Genomic DNA, 15,926 nt, shown 5'->3' with positions numbered 1-15,926 from the left:
ATCAGTAGCCGACGGAGAAATGTCGTTCGCGGGCGGGCCGCTCCAGGTCGTCGAGCACGGCGACGGCGAGATCCTCCGCTGAGATCCAGGAGGAGCCGTCCGCGGCCACGACCAGGTCGGCGCCGCCGCGCCGGTACCGTGCGGTGCGCGGGCCGGGTTCGAGCAGCGCCGGCGGGCTGACGTAGGTCCAGTCGGCGCTGTGCGCACGGCAGACCTCCAGCTGGGCGAGGCTGGCGGCGGCGATCGCACGGTATGCCGCCGGCACGTACGCGGGATCGTCGAAAGCCCGCCCGCCGCCCGGTGCCCGCAGCGGCGCGCAGCCGCCGACGAACAGGATCCGTGTCCCGGCCGCGGCCGCCGCGTCGAGCAGTGCCGTAGCCGTCGGGACGACCGTGTCCTCCTGCCCGGGAGCGGGACGGGTGGCGCCCACGATCGCATCGGCGTCGGCGAACAGCTCGGCCATGTGCCCGCCGTCGGTGGCGTCGCCGTGCACGACCTCGACCTGCGGGTGGAGGGTGTCCGGGCGGGCACGGCGCAGGACCGCGGTGACCCGATGCCCTCGGCCGACGGCCTCGGCGACGATGCGTGAGCCGGCCATCCCGGCCGCGCCGACAACAGTGATCTTCATGCCTTCAGCGTCGTCGGCCCGCATTGATGAGTCCAACACATCCTTGTCACTCCAGCGATCGTTGACCACGATGGATCAATGGAGCTCCGGCAGATGCGGTACGTGGTCGCCGTCGCGGAGACGAACAGCTTCACCCGGGCGGCCGAGCAGTGCCTCGTCGTGCAGTCCGCCCTCAGCCACCAGATCGCCCGGCTGGAACGCGAGCTCGGCGCCCGGCTCTTCGAGCGCACCAGCCGCCGGGTCCGGCTGACCGCGGCCGGCCGGGCGTTCCTGCCGGTGGCGCGGCAGTGCCTGGACGCCGCCGAGCGCGCCGCCGCCGAGGTCACGGCCGCCGTCGGAGAGGTCCGCGGCCGGCTCACCATCGGCCTGATTCCCACCGTCGCGGCGGTCGACATCCCACCCGCCGTCGAAGGATTCCACCGGCGCTTCCCACAGGTCCGGATCGGCCTGCGGGTCGGTGGCAGTGTGCAGCTCATCGACCACGTCAGGGAGGGCCGCATCGACCTCGCCTTCCTCGGGTTGCCCACGACGACCCGGCCCGAGGGTGTCGACAGCAGGCCGCTGGCCCACGACCGGCTGGTCGCGGTCGTCGCTCCGGATCACCCGCTGGCCGCGGAGACCGAGATCGACCTGGCCCGGCTGGCCGGCGAGGTGCTCGTCGACTTCCCGGCGGGAACCCCCGGGCGTGTCCAGTCGGATCTGGCCTTCGCGGCGGCCGGCGTGCGCCGCGAGGTCGCCTTCGAGGTGAGCACCGCGGACCTCCTGATGCTCCGGCTCATCCGCGAGAGCCACGCCGTCGCCCTGCTCCCCTCGCTCTACACCCCACAGTTGACCGGCGTCACCACCGTCGCCGTCCGCGACGCCCCGACCCGCACCGAACACCTGATCTGGAACTCGTCGTCGCTCACCCCGGCCGCCAAGGCCTTCCTCGCCGAGCTGAACCTCGACGTGTGCTCGACGGTTGCGGGAGCGGGCCGGTGGGCATGGGAGGTGAGTGGCATCTGTTACTGAGCTTGGACCCACACTGGACATCGACGCACGACTGACCGACATTGAGCGGCGGGTGGATCTGCTGCTCAACCTGACGCCGGTGAACGCGGCGGAGGCTTGGGCGGACTTCGAGCGCAGCGACTTCGGGACCGCGCCGACGCTCCGGTTGCGGCCGCTGGAGTTCGAGCCGGACCTGGTGCGGCGGGAGCTGTACGACCTGCCGATCGAGGACGTCGCCGACCCGGCGCTGCACAAGCTGCTGGTGACGAAGCGGGACGAGATCGCCCGGCAGATCACGGCGCTGGAGGACCGGGACACCACCAAGTTCGTGTACGGCTCGCTGCAGCTGTACGGCGGGATCACCCCGCAGCTCACCGCAGCCGCCGAGAAGTTGCTGGCCGGCATCCCGGCCCAGGGCACCAGCGTGCCGGGCGTGACCGCCGGGGTGTTCGCGGAGGCGGCGCGGGCGGAGATCCAGCGCTACCAAGCGGTGTATCCGGAGTTCCCGATGCACGTGGACGTCCGCGACGACATCTCCGAGTTGATGGTGTCGTTCGGCCGGCTGCTGATCCCGGAGAACGCGACGTTCCGTGCGGACCGGGTCGAGCCGCTGCTGCATCACGAGGTCGGCACCCATGTCGTGACCTACCAGAACGGCGCCCGGCAGCCGTTGACGATGCTGACGATCGGGCTGCCCGGTTACGACGAGACGCAGGAGGGTCTCGCCGTCCTGGCCGAGTACCTGACCGGCGGGCTGGATCCGCGCCGGCTGCGGGTGCTGGCGGCCCGGGTGGTGGCCGTCGACCTGATGCTCGGCGGGGCCGGGTTCCTGGACATCTTCGCAACGCTGCGCGACAAGTACCAGATCCCCCGCAAGACCGCGTGGATCATCGCGATCCGGGTGGTCGTCGCGGGCGGCTCGGTGAAGGACGCGATCTACCTGCGCGGCGTCGCGCGGCTGCTGGAGGCGTTCGCCGAAGGGGTCAGCCTCGACGCGCTGCTGGTCGGCAAGCTCGCACTCGACCACCTTCCGCTGATTCAGGACCTGCTCGATCGCGGGGTGCTGCACGCGCCCTGGGTCCGGCCGCGCTGGCTGGACGTGCCGGGTGCTCCGGAGCGTCTCGACAGGCTGCGGGCGGGTTTGTCGGTCACCGATCTCTACGAGGGAGTAGTCGCGGCATGAGGATCGCGTTTTTCGTCAATGACGTCGCCACCGAGATCGCCGAGTACGCGACGACGCGGCTGGCGCGGGCGGCGAGCCGGAAGGGTCATGAGGTCTGGTACGTCGGGGTCGGGGACGTCGAGGTCGGGGAGAGCAGCGGGCAGATCGTGGCCCGGGCTCACTCCGCCGTCTTCGGCGAGGGCGACACCCTGGAGAGCTTCCTGACGGGCGTCAAGGAGGGCGGCTCCAGGCGTACCGTAATGGATGATCTTGATGTTTTGTTCTTGCGGAACGAGTCGGTCGACGACCTTCAGCAGCGGCCGTGGGCCAGTCCGCTCGGGGCGGTCTTCGGGCAGATGCTCAAGGCGCGCGGGGTGACGGTGGTCAATGACCCGATGTCGCTGATCCGGGCGACGAGCAAGCTGTACCTGGAGGAGTTCCCGGAGAAGATCCGGCCGCGGTCGCTGGTGACGCGCGACCCGGCGGCGATCCAGCGGTTCGTGGCGGAGGTCGGGAAGTCGGTGGTCAAGCCGCTGTACGGGGCGAAGGGGCGCAACGTGTTCCTGGTGCCGGACGAGACGGAGCCGAACCTGGCGCAGATCACCGAGGCGGTGCTGCAGGACGGGTACGCCATGGTGCAGGAGTTCGTCGACGGCGGCGAGGAGGGCGACGCGCGGATCTTCCTGCTCGAGGGCAAGGTGCTCGAATGCGATGGGCGGGCGGCGGCGTTCCGGCGGGTGCCGACCGGCAACGACCCGCGGGCGAACATCAGCAAGGGTGGGCGGTCGGTGCCGCTGGAGATCGGCGCGGTGGAGCGCGACGTGGTCGACGCGATGAGCGACAAGCTGGTGGCCGACGGGATGTTCTTCGTCGGCATCGACCTGATCGGCGACAAGGTGGTCGAGATCAACGCGGAGAGCCCGGGTGGCCTGCAGAGCATCGAACGGCTCTACAAGATGGACGTGTGCGACACGGTGATCGAGGCGCTGGAGCGACTCGTCGACCGTTGACCTTCTTAACTGGCCGGCTCAGTGGAGTGCGGGCTCGCGGTTCGCCTACATCAAGGCGACCGAGGGCACGTCGTACACGAACTCGTATTTCGCGCAGCGGTACAACGGGTCCTACAACGTCGGAATGATCCGCGGCGCCTACCATTTCGCGCTGCCGAACGGGGCGGGCGGATCGGCGCAGGCCGACTATTTCGTGGGGCACGGCGGGGGCTGGTCCAGGGACGGCAGGACGCTGCCGGGGGCGCTCGACATCGAGTACAACCCGTACGGTGCCACCTGTTACGGGCTTTCACAGGCGTCGATGCGGAGCTGGATCTCGGCGTTCCTGAATCGGTATCACGCGCTTACCGGGCGGTGGGCGGTCATCTACACGACCACGGACTGGTGGACCACCTGCACCGGGAACTAACTCCGAATTCTGGGCGAACTCGCCGCTGTGGCTGGCCCGGTACGCCAGCGCGCCGGGGACGTTGCCGGCCGGGGCGCCGACCTGGTCGTTCTGGCAGTATTCGAGTTCCGGGCCGTTCGCCGGTGACTCCAACCAGTGGCACGGAGCATGGGACCGGTTGAAGGCCCTGGCGTGTGACGGCACCTGCTGACGTGTGTGACGGCCCGGTGCGGACCACACCTCACCGGGCCGTATTCTGCCGCCCATGCGAGACGATCATCCGGTCGACCACCTTGTGGTCACGGTCGAGGGGACGGCGACCGAGTCGGACGCCGGCTTTGTTTGCGACGAGCGGATCGGGACGATCGAGCACGGCCGGATGGATGAATTACTGGAACGCGGTCTGATCGGCGAATGGGAACGCGTCTTGAACGGGGCGGACCGATAGCCCGCGAAGAGTGCGAGCGGCTCGCGAGATCGCCGACCGAGCAGGGCGTTTACCGCTGGGACGCGGCGACCGACACCCCCTGGCCGGCCGGCACGTCCTCATAGGGGTCACGGGCGCCCAGCAGGAAGGCCAGTGTCACCCCGCGGCGGGCCGCCAACCGGCGTCGCTCGCGCACCTGTGCCCTGGTCCGCGGCCGGAACTTCGGGTCATGGCCACACCCGCACGGCTCGAAGCCGTCGTAGAGCAGCCCCTCCGCGAGCACCGCGGCCACCGCGGCCCAACCGGACGCATTCCGGCGCCGTGGCGCCGCGAAGTCCGGACCGGCGAGCACCATCGGCACCCGGCACTGCGGACACGGATGCTCCACCGCGTCCCACGGAAGCTTGCTGCTGCGGCGGCACGGCACGCAGACGTAGTGGGCGTGCGACATTCTCCCCCGGCACATGCGGCCAGGCTAACCACTCACCGAGCAGAGATCATCGCATTATTCGGGCTTGGCTTTCTGCGGATAGACCGTCTCGTGCCGGGCCAGCATCGCGACGAACTCGCCGATCTTCCGCTGCCGCGTCTCGGCCCGCTTGACCGCGTTGATTCGGTAGATCATCGCGAACCGGTTTGTCTTGGTGAGCACCTCGAACATGGCGTGCGCCTCCGGGTTCGCCGCGATCGCCGTCATCAGGTCGGCCGGCACCTCCGCCTCCGAAGGCGGCGCGTAGGCCGCCGCCCACCGCCCGTCCGCCTTGGCCGCCTCCACCGCGGCCCGCCCGGCCGGCTGCATCCGCCCCTGCTCCTCCAGCCGGGCGACGTTCTCCACGTTCCGCTTCGACCAGGCACTACGCGCCCGCCGCGGCGTGAACCGGATCCACGACGTCGCCTCGTCCCCCTTACGCGCCTGCCCGTCGATCCACCCGAAACACAACGCCTCGTCAACCGCCTGCTGCCAGGTGAGCGTCGTGACCGCCCCACCCTTCTTGGTCAGCGCCAGCCACACCCCGGCCGAGTCGGCATGGTGCTCCACCAGCCACGCCCGCAGCCCCTCCGCATCCGCGACGATCAACTCGGGCAGCTCAGCATTCGCCATGAGGAGAAGATTAACTGCCCTTTTCCGTACGCCCTGAGCACGGCACTCCCGGCCGCACGACCGGGCCGCCTGCACGTGGCATCAGAGCAGCCTGTCGGTGCGAAGCAGACGACCGCCGTCGCCCCAGCCGCTGCGACAGGCGATCAGCTCACCCTCGCCCGACGGCGTTCCGCATCCGGATGGCGCTGAACTCCGCCTCTGCCCGCACCACCGCATCGACGTAGGGCCACAGCGACGAAGTGAGGCGCACCTCCACCCCGTGCTCGGCCAGCGCGGCGAAGCAGTTCTCGACCCGGTGTGTCTCGATCACCTGAGCGGCCTGCTCGCTGACCCAGTACCCGGCAGTGGCGTCGAGGAGCGTGAAGCCGGTGGGGTCGAGCCGGTGCACCGTGAGCCCGGCGGAGAGCAGCTCCGGCGCCCATCGGTGTTCGACGGCGATGACCCGCTCGGCCGGCGCCCGGAGCAGGTCGTGCTTCACGCAGACGCTCGACCAGCAGACCCGCGGGCACTGCCGAGGCAGCAGATAGTTCGGCAGGCGGGCGCCGTCGACCGCCCACACCCACTCGCGGCCCTCGTGCGGCGTACCGGCGGGGGACGGGCGCGGATGCATGACGGCGAACGGGCCTTCTTCGCTGACGTGGAACAACTGCGGCACCCGGCCAGGTTAGTCGGCCAGGCGGATGGCCAGTTCGATCTGCCATCGGGTCTTCATCGGCTCGGACCGGGGATCGGTGAGGTAGGCCTCGTACCGGCAGCCGAACCTCTCCCCCTCGGGGCTTGCCGCGCGGTCCAGCGTGAGGCCGTGCTCGTGAGCCCAGTCCCGCAACAGGCCGTTGGCCCGCCGGCCGTGGTTGATGTAGGTCAGGGTCGCGTACCGGCCGGCGGGCAGCACTCCGGCGCGGACCCGGCCGTCACCCTGGACCGGCCGCTCCGTGACGACCCCGACCTCGACGTCCATGGGTCCGTCCATGTCCACCACGTGGAGACGGAAGAACGTGTGCCCGTACGCGATGGCCCGGTCGTCGGCCCACGAGTACAGCTCCGCCATCAGCCGGTCCCGCACGGCGAACATGCCGCGGAACGGCGTGACGAGACGGATGCCGACGCAGGACCGATCGGGCTTGGCCACGATCGACGGGCCGTCGACGACCTCCACCGGCACCTCCTCAGAAATTGATCGCACTCGTCCGGCGGACGGCGCCGATGGGCGGCAGGAAGCAGCCGATGACGATCGCCAGAATCAGCAGGACGGACAGCATGGCGAACGGCTCCGCCCCGTAGATCACGAAGCCGCCCCAGTACACCGAGGGCCCCGGTCCCTCACGGTGGGTGTTGGCCAGCAGGGAGCCGGTGGTGGTGGGGATGTTGCCCAGGCACGCGGGCGCGAGCATCACCAGCGTGACGGAGCAGAGCGTCACGTACGCCCACTGCATCCCCTGGCCGTGCCGCCGCCAGCGCCGCGAGCTGACGAACCCGAGCAGCGCGCCGGCCAGGGCGCCGGCCACACCGCCGAGGACCGTGTCGCGCAGGTGACCGGGCGGCTCCGCCCACATCAGGTAGAAGTCCAGGCCGGCCGGGTTCAACTCGTCGCCCTTGTCGAACTGCACAGCGGCGAGGTATCCGTCGCGGGTGCCGGTCACCTCGACAGTCCCGAACGGCAAGGTCTGGACGGTGCCGCGTACCTCCTGCCAGCCGTTCGCCCGCATCTGCCCGGCGACGGCGTCGGCGACCTGCTGGGGACGGGTCTGCGCGGGCACGGTGCCGGTCACGTGCGCCCGGCCCGCCCGCACCCCGGTGCCGCCGTGCAGGGTGTGCTCGCTGTACGGATTCCAGAACGTGTGCCGCCCGTAGTAGTCGACCTCGTGGTCGAACGCGCCCGGCAGGACGGTGGGCGCGAGCCGGATCGCGGTGGCCCGGTCCGGCGCCAGCGCGTCCACGTCCCGCCAGGCCAGCCAGGAGCCCAGGGCGAGCCCGCTCAGCGCGCCGAGCACGGCGGCGAGGCCCGCGACCACGAACGCCCGCCGGCCGAACGCGGCGACCCACCGGCCGAGGCCCCCGCGCAGCGGCGGGGCGGCCTGCCGCGCCAAGTCCGGACCACCGGTGCCGAGTAGCGTCATGGCGGCCAATATACGGTCCGGCGGCCACCTGACCAGGAAGGCCGATGCCATCATGACGCACGTGGTCTTCGTCGCCACCATCGCCGCCTTCGCGCTGGGCGAGCTCGGGCAGGCGTTCCGCCGCCGTCGCGACGCGACGCGCGTCGACGTCCGGGCGGAGGCACTGTTCAGGCTGGTGTTCTTCAGCGGCGTCGCGATGCTGCCGATCGGCCGGACCATCGCCCCCGGCGCCGTCATCGGCGGTGGTGTCCCGCTGTTCGCGCTCGGAGCGGCGGCTGCCTGGGCGGGTCTGCTGCTGCGCTGGTGGTCGTTCGTCAGCCTGGGCAGATACTTCACCGTCGTCCTCGCGACCGATGCGGACCAGCCGGTCATCGACCGGGGACCGTATCGAGTCCTGAGACACCCCAGCTACACCGGCCTCCTGCTGATCTTCATCGGCCTGGGTGTGCTGGTCGGCAACTGGGTCAGCGCGGCCGGGGCCGTCGTCCTGGTCCTGGTTGCCCTGCTTCACCGTCTGCGCACCGAGGAACGGGCCCTGATCGCCGCTCTCGGCGACCGCTACCGCGACTACGCGGCAGGACGCGCCCGGCTCATCCCGTTCGTCTGGTAGGCGCGTGCAAGGATGCCGCCGTGACCGATGCGCTCGACTTCACCGGTGTCCGGCTCGCCTACGACACCGTTGCGGAGGATTACGCCTCGCTTCTGCCCGACACCCGAGCGGAGACGAATCTCGACCTCGCCATGGTCGACGCCTTCGCGGAGGCGGTGACCGGCGCCGCTGACCCGCGGGTCCTGGACGCCGGGTGCGGCGCCGGACGGATGAGCCGTTACCTGGCCGATCGCGGATGTCTGGTGCAGGGAGTCGACCTGTCGCCGAGCATGGTCGCGATGGCGCGCCGCGACCACCCCGACCTCAGTTTCACCGTCGGTTCGCTGACCGATCTGCCCTATCCGGACCGGCAGTTCGCCGGCGTCATGCTGTGGTACTCGATCATTCACACCCCGCCCACGGGCCAGGCGCGCATCTTCGCCGAGGCCGCCCGGGTTCTCCGCCCGGGCGGTCACCTGCTCGTCGGGTTCCAGGCCGGTGCGGGCGTCCGCGACGTCTCCGTGTCGTACCGCCGGTTCGGCCACGAGATCGAGCTGGAGCGCTACCTCTACACCGCGGATCAGGTCGCCGCGGAGATCGAGGCGGCCGGGCTGCGGGAGGTCTCCCGCATGGTGCGACGCGCTCAGGGCACCGAGCGTGACGACCAGGCGGTGCTGCTGGCCCGCGCAGGCGATGACGTTCCGGCCCTCCACGTCAGCCGCTGAGCACCCGGTCGAGGAGTTCGGCCAGGCCGGACTCGCTGACGGCCGTGGCCGGGTCGTCCTCGTACTGGTGGAGCGCCTGGCGGACCACGGTCAGCGACGGATCGCGGTCCAGGGCCCACGCCGCGGCCTCCGGTTTGGAGCAGTGGACCCGCTCCACGGCGTACCGCCAGATCCGGCAGGTGGTCAGCACCATGAAGGCCGCATGCTCGGTGTCGTCGGTCAGCGAGCGCCACACCGTCAGCCAGTGCCGCCCCCGATCGATGACCCACTCGGCCGGAACGGGCGCGATCACCTCGGCGGGCGGCGCGCCGGCCAGCGCACATCCGCCGGCCAGCGCCATGGACAGCTCGGTCATCAGGTCGGGCGACGCCGCCACCCGCCGCTCGACCTCCAGCTCGGCCGGGGTGCGGCGATGCCGGCCGAGGTAGAGCTCCAGCGCGGGCGCCCGGGAAGCGGTGCCGGCGGCCCGCGCGGTGACCACGTGCAGTTCGAGGCCGGCCGCGGCGCCGAGCCCGGCGTGGCGGACGACGTCGGCGAGAGCCGCCGCCTGCGGGTCGGTCAGTCCACCGGCAACGACCGCGAGCAGGTCGATGTCGCTGCGGCCTCGCCGGAAGCCACCGGTCGCCAGCGAGCCGTGCACGATCACCGACCGTGCCGCGGCACCGGCGATGCCCGCGACGGAGTCGGCGACGAGCTCGGCAGCCGTCCAGGTGGACGGTTCACGGCCGCTGACCATCAGCCAGTTCTGTCATCAGCCCACCGGGCCAGAAGCCGGTCCAGCTCGGCGAGGTCGAGCGGTTTGGCGAGGTGTGCGTCGAACCCGGCGGCGCGGCTGCGCTCGCGGTCGGTGTCCTGGGTGAATCCGGAAACGGCCACCAGGCGGGTGTGGCGGTGTGTGCGGCCACGGCGCAATCGCCGGGCGATCTGGTAGCCGTCGAGGTCGCCGCCGAGGGCGAGATCGCAGAGGACCAGGTCGAACGGCTTGCGGGCGGCCGCGAGCGCGTGGGGACCGCTGGTCGCGACGGTGACCGTGTCGCCACGGCGGCGCAGGAGCGTGGCGTACATGGCAGCGAGGTCGGTGTTGTCCTCGACGACCAGGATGCGCAGCGCGGGAACGGCCGGCGCCGGCCCGCTGGGCGGCCGGTCACCGTCGACCCCGGCTCGGGCGAGCGGCAGGCGCACGGTGAGGGTCGCACCGGTCCCGTCGCTGGTGGCGGTGGCGGTGCCGTCGTGCAGTTCGGCGATGCCGCGCACCACGGCCAACCCGAGGCCGAGGCCGGCCGGGCTGGTGGCACCGGGCGCACCGACCCGCACGAACGGGTCGAACAGACGGGCCGCGGTCCCCGCGGGGAAGCCCGGGCCGGCGTCGTGCACGCGCAGCACGGCATGCTGCCGGTCGGCGGTCAGCTCGACGTCGACGGGTGTCCCGGGTGGCGTGTGCTTGCGGGCGTTGTCGAGCAGGTTGGACACCAGCTGGGCGAGCCGGACCGGGTCGCCGTTCACGGTGAGCGGCGCCGGGGGCACCGCGACGCTGATCTCCACCGGATCGGGATGGGCGGCTCCGACGTCAGCCACCGTGGCCGTGACCACCGCGCGCAGGTCCAGCAACCGCCGGGTCGCGGGCAGGGTGCCGGTGACGACGTGTGCGGCTTCGAGCAGGTCGTCGGTCATCCGGGTCAGGGCGGTCAACTGCCGGTCGAGGACGGTACGGGCCGGGTGTCCGGGCAGGTCCAGCCCGAGCACGTCCACGGCGGCCCGGGCGGCGGCGAGCGGGTTGCGCAGCTCGTGGGAGAGCGTGGCGATGAACCGGTCCTTGGCACGCTGCTGGGCACGCAGCTCGGTGCCGGCGGTGGCGAGCTCGGCGTTGACCCGTTGCAGTTGCACGTTGGCGTCCTGCAGCTCCCGGCCGCGGGCGAACAGATCGGCCTCCATCTGCTCCACCCGCGTCCGCAGCGCGGCCGCCGCGTGCTCGTGCTCGCGGCCCGCCCGGCGCAGCTCGACCAGGTCGGTGACGTCCTCGACCCGGTGCAGGATCAGCACGACGCTGCCATCGGCGGCGAGCACCGGAGTGTTGACCGGGCTCCAGTAGCGTTCCACGAACCGGCCGCCGGGCGTACGGATGTCGTAGCGTTGCAGGGCCAGCGCGTCGGGTCGTCCGGTGTCGACCACGGTCTGAAGGGACCGGCGCAGGTTGCGGACGCCATCGGCGTGCGGGTCGTCGGGGTTGTCGGGGAAGACCTCGAAGATCGGCTGCCCGGCGACCGACTCCGGGTCGATCATCGTGGCGTCGGCGTACGCCCGGTTCACCGTGACGATGGTGAAATCCGCCGTCATCAGCAGGTACGGAGAGGGCGACGCGTCGAAGACCCGCGCGTAGTCCACCGCGGTCACGGGTCCAGCCGATATCCGACGCGGCGGACCGTGACGATCTTCGGGGTGGTGACACCGGCGGCGGTGAGCTTGCGCCGGATGCGGTAGACGTGCTCGGCGATTGCGGAGTGGTCCTCCCGTCCGGGCTCCGTGCCCCACACGTGGGTCAGCAGCTGGCCGGCGCTGAACACCTGCCGCGGCGCGGCGGCCAGGAACGCCAGCAGGGTGTACTCCAGCGGGGTCAGCGCCAGTCGCTCGCCGTCGACGGTCGCCTCGCGGGACCGGTTGTCGATGGTCAACCGCCCGAACTCGTGCACCGGCCGGTCGGCCGGTGCCCGGGTGCGGCGCAACACGGCCCGGATCCGGGCGGCCAGCTCCGGCAGGGAGACCGGCTTGACCACGTAGTCGTCCGCGCCGAGCTCCAGCCCGACAACGCGTTCGCGCTCCTCGGCCCAGCCGGTCACGATGATCACCGGGAGGTGCCGGCCGGCCCGGACCCCGCGCAGGAAGTCCAGGCCGTTGCCGTCGGGCAGGCCGAGGTCGAGCACGAGCAGGTCGATGGGGTGCTCACGGAGCAGCGCGGCCGCGCCCCGGGCGTCGCCGGCCGTCCACAGGGTGAAGCCGTCGCGGTGCAGGAACGCCTCGGCCATCGTGACCAGGTCGGCGTCGTCGTCCACCAGCAGGACGACCGGGCGGGTCAGCTCCGCACGCAGGGGCTCGAGCGGTTGAGTGTCGACTATCCGCCGGCCATCCGGCGGCGATACCGGGCCCATCTGACGACGGTAACAATGGTGGGGACGATCGCCTCTCCTGGGAGCACGCCATGTCCCCGGAAAATCTCCCGACCGGTGGCGTGGACCGGCACCGGGAGCGAGACGCCGCGGAACAGACCGTCTACCTGTTCCGGCTGTGCATCGCCGGCGGCCGCGAGCAGTCCGCCGCCGCCGAGGTGAACCTGCGCGCGGTGTGCAACAGCCGTCTGCCCGGCCGGTACCAGGTCGAGATCGTCGACACTGTGGACCGGCCCGATCTGGCCGAGCGGTACGGCATCCTGGCGACCCCGACCGTGATCCGGCTGGCTCCCCTGCCCCAGCTGCGGGTGATCGGCGACCTGTCCGATCGGCTGCGCCTGGCGCTCGCTCTCGGCATCCCGGACCTGTCGACCGCGGATGGGAGTTCCCATGACTGACGGGCGCGACATTCCGCGCACACCGACCGGGATCAGCGGTTTCCTCCAGGTGAGCCTGGGTGGCCTGCCCGCGGGCCGGGCGACGCTGGTGACCGGGACGACCGGCAGCGGCAAGACCCTGTTCGCCCTGGAGTTCCTGGCCCGGGGCATCGCGAACTTCGACGAGCCGGGCGTGTTCGTCACGTTCGAGGAGACCGCCGACGACATCCGCCGCAACGCCGCCTCGTTCGGCTTCGACATCGCGGTGTGGGAGGCCGAGGGCAAGTGGGCGTTCGTCGACGTGTCGAGCACGACGATCGGCGAGCCCATCATCATCGGCTCGTACGACTTCAGCGCGCTGATCGCCCGGGTCGGGGACGCCGTGCGCCGGATCGGCGCGCGGCGGGTGTCGATCGACTCGCTGGGCGCCATCTTCACCCGTTTCCCGGACCTCGCCGTCGTACGCCGCGAGGTGCTGCGCCTGGTCGGCTCGCTCGAACAGCTCCAGGTCACCGCGATCGTCACCGCCGAACGCGCTACCGAGCACGACGGCGTGTCACGCTACGGCGTCGAGGAGTTCGCGGTCGACAACGTCATCGTGCTGCGCAACAACCTGCAGGCCGAACGCCGCCGCCGGACCATCGAGATCGTCAAGTTCCGCGGCGCGGCACACCGGACCGGGGAGTGGCTGTTCACCATCGACCCGCGCGACGGCATGGTCGTCATCCCGCTGGCGTTCCTGGTGCCGCGCGACCGGGCCGCCGAGACCAAGGTCTCCACCGGCAACCCGGAGCTGGACGAGATGTGCGGTGGCGGCGTCTACCGCGACGGCGTCATCCTGCTGACCGGCCCCACCGGCATGGGCAAGACCCTGAGCGCGTTGCGGTTCGTCGCCGCCGGCACGGCCGCCGGTGAGCGGTGCCTGCTCTACTCGTTCGACGAGACCCGTGAGCAGCTCAGTCGCAACGCCGGCACCTGGGGGCTCGACCTCGCCTCGATGGAGCGGAGCGGCCAGTTGCGGGTCATCTGCGAATACCCGGAGGTCGCCTCGCTGGAGGATCACTTCCTGCGGCTGCACCGGGCCCTCGAGGAGTTCCACCCGCACCGGCTGGTCATCGACACCCTCTCCGCGCTGGAACGCATCGTCACCCCGCGGGGCCTGCTCGACTTCGTGCTCGCCCTGGTCGGGCTGCTGCGCCAGCGTGAGGTCACGACGCTGCTCACCGCGGCGCCGGTCGGCCGCACCACGTCCACCATCACGCCCGCGATCGCCACCGAGATCGCCAGTCTGGTCGACACGTCGATCGTGCTGCGCTACGTCGAGGCGCCGGGGCGGATCATGCGGGTGATCACGGTGATCCAGACCCGCGGCTCCGCGCACGACGACAGCGTCCGCGAGGTCACCGTGGACCACGACGGCCTGCACATCGGCCCGCCCGCCCGCGCGCTCACCCAGGTGCTCACCGGTTCTCCGTTCAACCCGCCCGGGTTCGCGTACGGGGTCGGCCCGGAACCCGAGGACGGGCTCGGCGAGAGGCACGATGGCTGACGACGATGACACCGCCGGGGACGCCGGGACCACGGAGGACCTCAGCCGGGTCACCGTCGCGGCGTCCGCGGACGGCATCGTCGCCGTCGACGACCAGGGGATCATCCTGCTGTGCAACCCCGCGGCGGAGGAACTGTTCGGCCGGCCGGCGGCCCGGCTGCTCGGGGCGCCGTTCGGGTTTCCGCTGGCGGCCGGCACCGCCGACATCGAGCTGGTGCTGCCGGACGGCGGGATCCGGGTGGTCACCATGCGCGTCACCGCGACCGTCTGGGGCGGCCGGCCACTGACCGTGGCCGCCCTGCGCGACGTGACCCGCAGCAAGCACGCCGAGGAGTTGCTCACGGCCGCCCTGGAGCGGCAGAACAGCCTGGTCACGGTGGCCGCCCACGAATTGAGCAGCCCGCTCGCGGCGATCGCCGTCCTGGCTGACGTGCTGCGCGACCCGCGGGCCCGGCTCACCGACCGGCAACGCGCGGACGTGACCGACCGGATCGCCGAGCGGACCCGGCACCTGCAACTGCTGGTCCGCAAGCTGCTGACGGCGGCTCGGATCGACGCCACCGCCGAGCACACCACTGAGCGGGTCCCCGTCCTCGCGTGTCTCCTCGAACGTCTCGTCGCCTTCGAGCCGAGCAAGCCGGACGTACGCCTGTCGTGCGACCCGGAGCTGGCGGTGTTCGCCGACCGGATCCAGTTCGCCGAGATGATCGCCAACTACCTGGAGAACGCCGTCGCCCACGGCCGTCCGCCGATCGCGGTACGGGCCGCACAGGCCGCCGAGTCCGTCGAGATCCGCGTGTGCGACGCCGGGCCGGGAGTGCCCAGCGAGTTCGTACCCCGGCTGTTCGAGCGGTTCGCCCGGGCAGCCGCACCCGGCACGGCGGGGAGCGGTCTGGGACTGTGGATCGTCCGCAACTTCGCCCGGGCCAACGGCGGCGAGGCCTGGTATGAATCCGCCGACCACATCGGCCCGTGCTTCTGCCTCCGGCTCCCCCGGGCCGTACGCTGACAGTCGTGGCGAGCACATCCGCGGTCACCGGGGTGCTGGTGGTCGAAGACCAGCGGACGCTCGCCGACGCCCTGCGCATCGGGATCGACGCCCAGCCCGACCTGGAGTGCGTGGGCGCCGTGGACCGCGTCGACGACGCGCTGCGGCTGATCGCCACCGGCCACCCGGACGTGGTCCTGATGGACATCCACCTGCCCGGCACCGACGGGGTCGACGGCACCCGGCAGGTCAAGGCGGCGCGCCCGGCGACCCGGGTGCTGATCCTGACCGCCGACCCCACCCCCGGCCTTCTCGCCGCCGCGGTCGCCGCGGGCGCCACGGGCTTTCTCGGCAAGGACACCCCGTTCGCCGACATCCTGGCCGCGATCCGGTCTCCCGCCGGCGGCAAGATGATCGTCGAGGGCGAGGCGCTCGCCGCCCTTGCCAGGGCCCGGTCGTCCCGCGAGGGCCGGCCGGCCACCCTCACCGCCCGGGAGACCGACATCCTCGCGCTCATGGGTGACGGTCTTGACCCGCGGGCGATCGCCGCACGGCTGGTCATCAGCGTCCACACGGTGCGCGGACACGTGAAACAGATCCTGCGCAAGCTGGGCGCCCACAGCCAACTCGAAGCCGTCGTCACCGCCACCCGGACCGGACTGCTGAAAAACAGCTCATCTGGGGGGTCCGGTCAGCCCAGGTAGGCGGCGCTG

The 15,926-nt window shown here is 71.5% G+C and carries 21 protein-coding genes; 12 read left to right on the top strand and 9 right to left on the bottom strand.

The window, feature by feature from the left end; genetic code table 11:
- Position 1: 1 nt before the first annotated feature.
- On the bottom strand, positions 2–628 hold the full coding sequence (locus Aiant_RS41515; protein WP_189330116.1) for an NAD(P)-dependent oxidoreductase: 627 nt from the start codon (positions 626–628) through the stop codon (positions 2–4).
- Between the two features lie 78 nt (positions 629–706).
- On the opposite strand from Aiant_RS41515, the gene Aiant_RS41510 reads away from it, so the two are divergent.
- The 6 genes from Aiant_RS41510 to Aiant_RS41490 are packed head-to-tail and all read left to right on the top strand — an operon-like array spanning position 707 to position 4,626.
- Positions 707–1,639: a LysR family transcriptional regulator gene (locus tag Aiant_RS41510; protein WP_189330115.1), complete on the top strand. Its 933-nt coding sequence runs from the start codon at positions 707–709 to the stop codon at positions 1,637–1,639.
- A gap of 52 nt (positions 1,640–1,691) precedes the next feature.
- Complete coding sequence (locus Aiant_RS41505) at positions 1,692–2,801, top strand: peptidase MATCAP family protein (RefSeq protein WP_212846794.1); 1,110 nt, start codon at positions 1,692–1,694, stop codon at positions 2,799–2,801.
- On the top strand, positions 2,798–3,790 hold the full coding sequence (locus Aiant_RS41500) for an ATP-grasp domain-containing protein (protein ID WP_189330113.1): 993 nt from the start codon (positions 2,798–2,800) through the stop codon (positions 3,788–3,790). The genes Aiant_RS41505 and Aiant_RS41500 overlap by 4 nt, the downstream gene beginning before the upstream one ends.
- 49 nt (positions 3,791–3,839) lie before the next feature.
- Complete coding sequence (locus Aiant_RS41495) at positions 3,840–4,199, top strand: GH25 family lysozyme (protein ID WP_268248729.1); 360 nt, start codon at positions 3,840–3,842, stop codon at positions 4,197–4,199.
- The gene (locus Aiant_RS46960; RefSeq protein ID WP_306415820.1) at positions 4,120–4,389 is read left to right on the top strand and encodes a GH25 family lysozyme; all 270 of its coding nucleotides are present in this window, start codon (positions 4,120–4,122) and stop codon (positions 4,387–4,389) included. The genes Aiant_RS41495 and Aiant_RS46960 overlap by 80 nt, the downstream gene beginning before the upstream one ends.
- A 54-nt stretch (positions 4,390–4,443) precedes the next feature.
- The gene (locus tag Aiant_RS41490) at positions 4,444–4,626 is read left to right on the top strand and encodes a hypothetical protein (RefSeq protein ID WP_189330112.1); all 183 of its coding nucleotides are present in this window, start codon (positions 4,444–4,446) and stop codon (positions 4,624–4,626) included.
- Positions 4,627–4,675: 49 nt separating this feature from the next.
- Here the strand turns inward: Aiant_RS41490 and Aiant_RS41485 are convergent, their stop codons facing one another.
- From Aiant_RS41485 to Aiant_RS41465, 5 genes are all read right to left on the bottom strand, one after another.
- Positions 4,676–5,071, bottom strand: coding sequence for a hypothetical protein (locus Aiant_RS41485; RefSeq protein ID WP_229829974.1), 396 nt, complete (start codon positions 5,069–5,071; stop codon positions 4,676–4,678).
- Between the two features lie 39 nt (positions 5,072–5,110).
- The gene (locus Aiant_RS41480) at positions 5,111–5,707 is read right to left on the bottom strand and encodes a YdeI/OmpD-associated family protein (RefSeq protein ID WP_189330111.1); all 597 of its coding nucleotides are present in this window, start codon (positions 5,705–5,707) and stop codon (positions 5,111–5,113) included.
- A gap of 148 nt (positions 5,708–5,855) precedes the next feature.
- Complete coding sequence (locus Aiant_RS41475) at positions 5,856–6,362, bottom strand: DUF6886 family protein (protein ID WP_189330110.1); 507 nt, start codon at positions 6,360–6,362, stop codon at positions 5,856–5,858.
- A gap of 9 nt (positions 6,363–6,371) precedes the next feature.
- The gene (locus Aiant_RS41470; RefSeq protein WP_189330109.1) at positions 6,372–6,863 is read right to left on the bottom strand and encodes a GyrI-like domain-containing protein; all 492 of its coding nucleotides are present in this window, start codon (positions 6,861–6,863) and stop codon (positions 6,372–6,374) included.
- 10 nt (positions 6,864–6,873) lie between these two features.
- Entirely contained in the window at positions 6,874–7,824 is a 951-nt protein-coding gene (locus tag Aiant_RS41465; RefSeq protein ID WP_189330108.1) for a hypothetical protein, read from the bottom strand.
- Between the two features lie 52 nt (positions 7,825–7,876).
- Here Aiant_RS41465 and Aiant_RS41460 point away from each other — a divergent pair, with 52 nt between their 5' ends.
- Entirely contained in the window at positions 7,877–8,434 is a 558-nt protein-coding gene (locus Aiant_RS41460) for a methyltransferase family protein (protein ID WP_189330107.1), read from the top strand.
- 20 nt (positions 8,435–8,454) lie between these two features.
- Positions 8,455–9,138, top strand: a complete 684-nt coding sequence (locus Aiant_RS41455) for a class I SAM-dependent methyltransferase (protein WP_229829973.1) — start codon at positions 8,455–8,457, stop codon at positions 9,136–9,138.
- Here Aiant_RS41455 and Aiant_RS41450 read toward each other — a convergent pair.
- The 3 genes from Aiant_RS41450 to Aiant_RS41440 are packed head-to-tail and all read right to left on the bottom strand — an operon-like array spanning position 9,128 to position 12,281.
- Positions 9,128–9,874, bottom strand: coding sequence for an aminoglycoside adenylyltransferase domain-containing protein (locus Aiant_RS41450; protein WP_189330106.1), 747 nt, complete (start codon positions 9,872–9,874; stop codon positions 9,128–9,130). The genes Aiant_RS41455 and Aiant_RS41450 overlap by 11 nt on opposite strands.
- Positions 9,874–11,529, bottom strand: a complete 1,656-nt coding sequence (locus Aiant_RS41445; protein ID WP_212846793.1) for an ATP-binding protein — start codon at positions 11,527–11,529, stop codon at positions 9,874–9,876. Before Aiant_RS41445 ends, Aiant_RS41450 begins: the two co-directional genes overlap by 1 nt.
- Complete coding sequence (locus Aiant_RS41440) at positions 11,526–12,281, bottom strand: response regulator transcription factor (RefSeq protein WP_189330105.1); 756 nt, start codon at positions 12,279–12,281, stop codon at positions 11,526–11,528. Before Aiant_RS41440 ends, Aiant_RS41445 begins: the two co-directional genes overlap by 4 nt.
- A 50-nt stretch (positions 12,282–12,331) precedes the next feature.
- Here Aiant_RS41440 and Aiant_RS41435 point away from each other — a divergent pair, with 50 nt between their 5' ends.
- From Aiant_RS41435 to Aiant_RS41420, 4 genes are read left to right on the top strand one after another with little or no spacing between them, the layout of a single operon-like run.
- Positions 12,332–12,697, top strand: coding sequence for a circadian clock KaiB family protein (locus tag Aiant_RS41435; RefSeq protein WP_189330104.1), 366 nt, complete (start codon positions 12,332–12,334; stop codon positions 12,695–12,697).
- Entirely contained in the window at positions 12,690–14,225 is a 1,536-nt protein-coding gene (kaiC, locus tag Aiant_RS41430; RefSeq protein WP_189330103.1) for a circadian clock protein KaiC, read from the top strand. The genes Aiant_RS41435 and kaiC overlap by 8 nt, the downstream gene beginning before the upstream one ends.
- Complete coding sequence (locus Aiant_RS41425) at positions 14,218–15,234, top strand: PAS domain-containing sensor histidine kinase (protein ID WP_189330102.1); 1,017 nt, start codon at positions 14,218–14,220, stop codon at positions 15,232–15,234. The genes kaiC and Aiant_RS41425 overlap by 8 nt, the downstream gene beginning before the upstream one ends.
- 5 nt (positions 15,235–15,239) lie before the next feature.
- Positions 15,240–15,917, top strand: coding sequence for a response regulator transcription factor (locus tag Aiant_RS41420; protein WP_189330101.1), 678 nt, complete (start codon positions 15,240–15,242; stop codon positions 15,915–15,917).
- Positions 15,918–15,926: the final 9 nt, after the last annotated feature.

This window comes from Actinoplanes ianthinogenes (assembly GCF_018324205.1).
GTDB lineage: Bacteria > Actinomycetota > Actinomycetes > Mycobacteriales > Micromonosporaceae > Actinoplanes > Actinoplanes ianthinogenes.
Note: the sequence above shows the minus strand (reverse complement) of the source record. Positions and strands in the feature narration are given on the sequence as shown.

Coding starts and splice junctions, on each gene's coding strand:
- Aiant_RS41425 (WP_189330102.1), top strand. CDS start 14,218: ATGGCTGACGACGATGACACCGCCGGGGACGCCGGGACCACGGAGGAC.
- Aiant_RS41515 (WP_189330116.1), bottom strand. CDS start 628: ATGAAGATCACTGTTGTCGGCGCGGCCGGGATGGCCGGCTCACGCATC.
- Aiant_RS41460 (WP_189330107.1), top strand. CDS start 7,877: ATGACGCACGTGGTCTTCGTCGCCACCATCGCCGCCTTCGCGCTGGGC.
- Aiant_RS41510 (WP_189330115.1), top strand. CDS start 707: ATGGAGCTCCGGCAGATGCGGTACGTGGTCGCCGTCGCGGAGACGAAC.
- Aiant_RS41500 (WP_189330113.1), top strand. CDS start 2,798: ATGAGGATCGCGTTTTTCGTCAATGACGTCGCCACCGAGATCGCCGAG.
- Aiant_RS41485 (WP_229829974.1), bottom strand. CDS start 5,071: ATGTGCCGGGGGAGAATGTCGCACGCCCACTACGTCTGCGTGCCGTGC.
- kaiC (WP_189330103.1), top strand. CDS start 12,690: ATGACTGACGGGCGCGACATTCCGCGCACACCGACCGGGATCAGCGGT.
- Aiant_RS41435 (WP_189330104.1), top strand. CDS start 12,332: ATGTCCCCGGAAAATCTCCCGACCGGTGGCGTGGACCGGCACCGGGAG.
- Aiant_RS41450 (WP_189330106.1), bottom strand. CDS start 9,874: ATGGTCAGCGGCCGTGAACCGTCCACCTGGACGGCTGCCGAGCTCGTC.
- Aiant_RS41440 (WP_189330105.1), bottom strand. CDS start 12,281: ATGGGCCCGGTATCGCCGCCGGATGGCCGGCGGATAGTCGACACTCAA.
- Aiant_RS41490 (WP_189330112.1), top strand. CDS start 4,444: ATGCGAGACGATCATCCGGTCGACCACCTTGTGGTCACGGTCGAGGGG.
- Aiant_RS41480 (WP_189330111.1), bottom strand. CDS start 5,707: ATGGCGAATGCTGAGCTGCCCGAGTTGATCGTCGCGGATGCGGAGGGG.
- Aiant_RS41465 (WP_189330108.1), bottom strand. CDS start 7,824: ATGACGCTACTCGGCACCGGTGGTCCGGACTTGGCGCGGCAGGCCGCC.